General features: G+C 71.0%; 4 protein-coding genes and 2 pseudogenes. 1 reads left to right on the top strand and 5 read right to left on the bottom strand.

All coding sequences use genetic code 11. The features are described from left to right. The 5 genes and pseudogenes from NQ160_RS20305 to xseA form a co-directional block, all read right to left on the bottom strand. Positions 1 to 416: lyase family protein (locus tag NQ160_RS20305; RefSeq protein WP_257516912.1), on the bottom strand; the 416-nt coding region annotated here is incomplete at its 3' end. Between the two features lie 56 nt (positions 417 to 472). Continuing rightward, positions 473 to 1,116 (bottom strand): annotated as a pseudogene (locus NQ160_RS20300) (carbonic anhydrase); the annotation flags it as partial. Beyond that, positions 1,113 to 1,751, bottom strand: coding sequence for a DUF4245 domain-containing protein (locus tag NQ160_RS20295; protein WP_257516911.1), 639 nt, complete (start codon positions 1,749 to 1,751; stop codon positions 1,113 to 1,115). The pseudogene NQ160_RS20300 and the gene NQ160_RS20295, both read right to left, overlap by 4 nt. Next, complete coding sequence (locus tag NQ160_RS20290) at positions 1,751 to 1,987, bottom strand: exodeoxyribonuclease VII small subunit (RefSeq protein WP_374113690.1); 237 nt, start codon at positions 1,985 to 1,987, stop codon at positions 1,751 to 1,753. The genes NQ160_RS20295 and NQ160_RS20290 overlap by 1 nt, the downstream gene beginning before the upstream one ends. Positions 1,988 to 1,997: 10 nt before the next feature. Continuing rightward, entirely contained in the window at positions 1,998 to 3,296 is a 1,299-nt protein-coding gene (gene xseA / locus NQ160_RS20285) for an exodeoxyribonuclease VII large subunit (RefSeq protein ID WP_257516909.1), read from the bottom strand. 124 nt (positions 3,297 to 3,420) lie between these two features. Between xseA and NQ160_RS20280 the strand changes: the two are divergent. Then, a pseudogene (locus NQ160_RS20280) lies at positions 3,421 to 3,827 on the top strand (4-hydroxy-3-methylbut-2-enyl diphosphate reductase); the annotation flags it as partial.

Genomic DNA, 3,827 nt, shown 5'->3' with positions numbered 1-3,827 from the left:
ACGTCGTTCGACGACTGCGAGGCGTTGACGTGGTCGTTGGGGTGAACGGGGGAGCCGAGCTTGGCGGTCGCAAGGGTCGCCAGCACCTCGTTCATGTTCATGTTCGACGAGGTGCCGCTGCCGGTCTGGTACGTGTCCACGGGGAAGTGGGCGTCGTGCCGGCCGGTGATGACCTCGTCGGCGGCGGCGGCGATCGCGTCGGCGATGGCGCCGTCGAGGGTGCCGAGCTGCTTGTTGGCCAACGCCGCTGCCTTCTTCACGCGGGCGAGGGCGGCGATCTGGGTCGACTCGAGGCCGGTGCCGGAGATCGGGAAGTTCTCCACGGCACGCTGGGTCTGCGCGGCGTACAGCGCGTTCTTGGGCACCCGCACCTCGCCCATGGTGTCGTGCTCGATGCGGTACTCGGTCTCTGCCATGACGGTCACGTCCTCGTTTCCTTGCTGGTGATGGGTTTTCAGTGCTCGGCCGTGATGTCCCCGACGATGACGTCCGGGACCGCGGTGCCTTCGGCCAGGCGGTAGTTGGCGCCGACGACGGCGACCTTGCCCTCGGCGACGGCGTCGCTGATGAGCTCGGAGGACTGCAGCAGCGCGGCGATGGTCTCGCGCAGGTGCTCCCGCCCGACCTGGTCGGCATCCACCGTTTCGGGTGTCACCCCGGCGTCCGCGCCCTGGCGCAGCACTCGGCGCACCGCCGGCACGATCGGCGCGATCTGTCGCCACACGTGCACGGGGAGGGCGGGGGCGTCGGCGGCGGTCGACTCGATCGCCGCGCGCACCGCGCCGCAGGCGTCGTGGCCCAGCACGACGATGAGCGGCACCTCCAGACGGCGACGGCGTACTCGAGGCTTCCGACGACGGACTCCGAGATGACCTGGCCCGCGTTGCGGATGACGAACAGGTCACCCAGGCCCTCGTCGAAGATGATCTCGGCCGCCAGGCGCGAATCGGAGCACCCGAACAGCGCTGCGGTGGGGTACTGGGAACCGGCGGTCTCATGGCGTCTTTCGACGTCCTGACGCGGATGGCGGGGCTCGCCCGCGACGAATCGCGCGTTCCCCAGCCGCATGTCGTCCCACGCTTCTTGCGGGCTCGGACGTGTCGCGGGAGCGGTCATGAATCCTCCGCGCGCAGCGCGCGCACATCGTCGGTGAGGCCTTCGGCGACCTCGGTGGCGGTGGCGGCATCGGTGGCGCCGTAGATCAGGATCGTGTCGTCGCCGGCGGGCGTGCTCAGGGCGTACGAGATGTTCGCCGCGGTGGTGGGGTCCGAGACCTCGTAGACGGTCCACTCGATGCCGTCGATCGTGGCGGTGTCGGTCGCTCCGCGGCCGGACAGCACGCGCGAGGGCCACGCCTCGTCGGCGTCGAAGCCCTGTGCGACGTTGATGAAGCCGCGTTCCGGGGCGTAGACGACGGTCCACGCGCGCACGTCGCCGTCACCCTCGACCGACGCGCGGTTGACGCTCCAATCCTCGGGTGTCTCGGCCACGACCACGGTGCGATCGAGCGACGCCTGCACCCGCGCGGCCTCGGCGGCCACGTCGATCGGTTCCGGCGCGGGGATGGACCCGCGAGGGACACCGAACACGATCACGAGAACGACACCCAGGGTCACCAGCAAGGCGGCGATGAGGTTGCGGGTGCTGCGGCTGGCGCGGTGCACGCGGGACGACTCGGCCTTGCGGGCGGCGGTCTCCTCTGGGGTCTCCGGCCGGCCGAGCTCGGCGACGATCCGGGGGGAGGAGGCCATCACGCCTCCCCGGGCGACGGGGCGTCGGAGCGCGCGGCGTCGAGACGGCGCTTGGCGCCCAGCAGCCACTGCTCGCAGTGGGCCGCGAGCGCCTCGCCGCGCTCCCAGAGGGACAGGGACTGCTCGAGGGTGGGTGAACCCTGTTCGAGCTCGGCGACGACGCGCACGAGTTCGTCGCGCGCCTGCTCGAACGAGAGGGCGGCGACGTCGGGGGCGTCGTCGCGTGCGGCGGTCATGTCCACCATCCTAGTTCGACCCTTGCGTCGGCCCCGGCGCGGCCTGCTCGTCGACTTCGCCGTGCGATCGCGCGGTGAACGAGCCCCGCGCCACCGTGACGGTCACCTCCGCGCCGTCGGGGGCCTGGGTGGCATCGCGCACGATCACACCCCCGGTGAGCTGCGCGATCGCGTACCCGCGCTCGAGCGTCGCGGCGGGGGAGAGGGCACGCAGCGACGCCCGCAGCTCTGCGGTGGTCCGCTCGGCGGCATCCACCCGCCTGGTCATGATCTCGCGGCCGCGGGACACCTGGAACCACAGATCCTGCGCGCGGGAGTCGAGCATGGTCTCGGGGTCGCGCAGCACCGGCCGCGAGCGCAGCTGCTGCAGCTGGGCGATGTCGTGGGTGATGCGCTGGGTCAGACGCGATCCGGCGCGCGAGCGCAGCTGGCGCACCAGCGCGCGCTGCTCGGACACGTCGGGAACGATGCGCTTGGCGGCGTCGGTCGGGGTCGACGCGCGCAGGTCCGCGACGTCGTCAAGCAGGGGGTGGTCGTTCTCGTGACCGATGGCGCTCACGACGGGAGTGGATGCCGCAGCCACGGCCCGCAGCAGCTTCTCGTCGCTGAACCCCAGCAGGGTCTGGGGATCGCCGCCGCCGCGCGCGATGACGATCACGTCGACCTCGGGATCGGCGTCGAGCGCCTGCAGGGCCGCGACGGTCTCGGGGACGCACCGCTCGCCCTGCACGGCGACATGCACGGTGCGAAACGACACCGCGGGCCACCGCAGCTCGGCGTTGCGGTGCACGTCCTTCTCGGCGTCGCTGCGCTCACCGGTGATGAGGCCGATGCGGTGCGGGAGGAAGGGCAGCGGCTTCTTGCGCGCCGGCTCGAACAGGCCCTCCTTGCGCAGCTGCGCCCGCAGGCGTTCGAGCTTTTCGAGCTGCTCACCCAGGCCCACGTGCTTCATCGCCGAGACGATGAAGCTGAAGTCGCCGGTCTTGACGTAGAACTCGCTCTTCACGCACGCCACGACGCGGTCGCCGGACTTGAGGTCGGCGGGGATGCGCTGTCGGGTCGTCGACCACAGTCGGAACGACAGCGAGGCGTCGGAGGAGAGGTCCTTGAGCCTGCCGAAGATGTTGCCGCCACGCACGTTCCATGACGTGATCTCGCCTTCGACCCACACCGCGCCCCACTTCTGCACGAAGTCGCGGATCGTCTCGTTGAGCCTCGAAACCGAGGTCGGAGCGTCGGGGGAGGACGCCCCGGGGTGCACCGCATCGGCCGGCGGCGTCTGCCCCGGCGCGGGTTGGAACGTCGTCATCTGCGTCTCCCTCGCGGTGCCCGGCCTCTGTCCAGCCGGCGACTCATAGAATCGTCGTGTGAGCACTTCAGCCGTCCGACTGCCCCTGCCCCGCATCCCGGGGCGGCGCGGCCACCTCAAGGATATGCCGGTGGCGGGACACAAGCGGGTGCTCCTGGCCGCCCCCCGAGGGTATTGCGCGGGGGTGGACCGCGCCGTGATCGCTGTGGAGAAGGCGCTGCAGCGATTCGGCGCCCCGGTGTACGTGCGCAAGCAGATCGTGCACAACATCCATGTCGTCACCGAGCTCGAGGCGCTGGGCGCGATCTTCGTCGAAGAGGTCGATGAGGTGCCGCCCGGGGCGCACGTCGTCTTCAGCGCGCACGGTGTCTCACCCGCCGTGGTCGACGCGGCGGCCGACCGCGGGCTGCAGGCGATCGACGCCACCTGTCCGCTCGTGACCAAGGTGCACCGCGAAGCGGTGCGCTTCGCACGCGACGACTTCGAGATCCTCCTGATCGGCCACGCCGGTCACGAGGAGGTCGAGGGCAC

Source organism: Microbacterium sp. zg.Y909, from assembly GCF_024626565.1.
Note: the sequence above shows the minus strand (reverse complement) of the source record. Positions and strands in the feature narration are given on the sequence as shown.

Coding starts and splice junctions, on each gene's coding strand:
- NQ160_RS20295 (WP_257516911.1), bottom strand. CDS start 1,751: ATGGCCTCCTCCCCCCGGATCGTCGCCGAGCTCGGCCGGCCGGAGACC.
- NQ160_RS20290 (WP_374113690.1), bottom strand. CDS start 1,987: ATGACCGCCGCACGCGACGACGCCCCCGACGTCGCCGCCCTCTCGTTC.
- xseA (WP_257516909.1), bottom strand. CDS start 3,296: ATGACGACGTTCCAACCCGCGCCGGGGCAGACGCCGCCGGCCGATGCG.